The sequence below is a fragment of the Pseudomonadota bacterium genome, assembly GCA_010028905.1.
Classification (GTDB): Bacteria; Vulcanimicrobiota; Xenobia; order RGZZ01; family RGZZ01; genus RGZZ01.
Genome location: RGZZ01000750.1, coordinates 1 through 1634 on the forward strand (window position 1 = coordinate 1; position 1634 = coordinate 1634).

Annotated in this window: 1 protein-coding gene; it reads left to right on the forward strand. The window is 66.5% G+C overall.

The features are described 5' to 3' along the window. On the forward strand, nt 1-1634 hold a 1634-nt coding region (locus EB084_24960; GenBank protein NDD31514.1), incomplete at both ends, for a methyltransferase domain-containing protein.

Sequence of the window (1634 nt, forward strand, 5' to 3'; positions counted from 1 at the left end):
GCCGTCTGGGAAGTGTTTGGCGCCCTCTCCAGTGGAGCCCGATTTGTTGTCGCCGAAGAAGAAGGGGCCGCAGCGGTAACGCTTCTTGCCCGCCGCCTGCGAGAGAATGACGTCACCCATATCACGCTCACCCCCACGCTGCTTGCTACGCTCGACCTCACCGATACTGCTGCACTCGAGTGCGTGGGTTCAGCAGGTGAGGCCGCCCCCTCTGGCCTGTTGCAGAAGCACGCGCGGCAGACTCGAGTCATCAACGCCTATGGCCCTACAGAGACCGCCATCTGTGCCGCTGCCTTCCTCTGCGGCGACGTCACAGAAGGGAACGTTCCCATCGGACGCCCGCTGCCAGGAGTTCGGCTGTACGTGCTCGATGACCAGATCGAGCCCTTGCCCCTCGGCGTTCCTGGGCGGCTCTACATCGGCGGTGCTGGCGTGGGACGAGGCTATGCCTCCCGCTCCGGCCTCACCGCCGAGCGCTTTCTCCCGGACCCCTTCAGCGACGTGCACGGCGCACGAATGTACGACAGCGGCGATCGATGCCGCTGGGTGACGACCTCGGCCGACCCGGAAGCACCGTGGGTTCTCGAGTTCCTCGGTCGCGTCGACGACCAGGTCAAGCTGCGCGGCTTCCGCATCGAACCTGGCGAGATCGAGGCAGCATTGAGCCGACACGAGACGGTGCGAGGCGCCGCCGTGGCCATGCGCGACGGCCAGCTGGTGGCGTGGCTTGAGCCCCATCGCGGAAGCGAGGCGCTGCAGCGCAATCTCGTTCGATGGCGTCAGGAGCGCGTCAGCCAGTGGCGAACACTGTACGAATCGTCGTACGGCCAGCGGCAGGCCAACGACCTCGCCTTCGATATCACGGGCTGGAACTCGAGCTACACAGGTCAGCCCATCCTGGCAGACGAGATGCGCGAATGGGTCGACGCCACGGTGGCACGCATCCGTGAAGTCATACCCACATCCGATCTCACAGACGCGCGGCCGCGCGTCCTCGAGATCGGCTGTCCCCCCGATCTGCCCACATCCGATCTCACAGACGCGCGGCCGCGCGTCCTCGAGATCGGCTGTGGGACGGGGCTGCTGCTGGCGCGCCTGGCGCCCGACTGCGCAACGTACGTCGGCATCGACTTCTCGCGCGAGTCAGTGACCGCCGCACGCGCCCTCTGCGCGAGTCGCGCCGATCTCGCCCACGTGGAGCTTGAGGAGCGCACCGCAGACGACACCGCACACCTGCCCGAAGGCGGGTTCGATCTCGTCATCCTCAACTCCATCATTCAGTACTTCCCGGGCGTCGAGTATCTCGAGCGGGTCGTGCGGGGCGCGCTGCGCCTGCTCGCCCCGGGAGGCCGCATCTTCCTCGGCGACCTTCGCCACCTCGAGCTGCTGCCCGCCTTCCAGGCCTCCATCGCCCTGCACAAAGCCGTCGATAGCGGAGGCAGCGTCACAACATCCGAGCTGCGCGTCCGCACCGAGCGCGGCGTGCGCAACGAAGAAGAGCTGCTGCTGTCGCCCGCGCTGTTCACCGAATGGAAGAACAACTGGACCCAAATCGCGCGCGTCGAGGTGACCCCCAAGCGCGGCCATGCACGTAACGAGCTCACGAAGTACCGCTACGACGCCGTGCTGTTCAC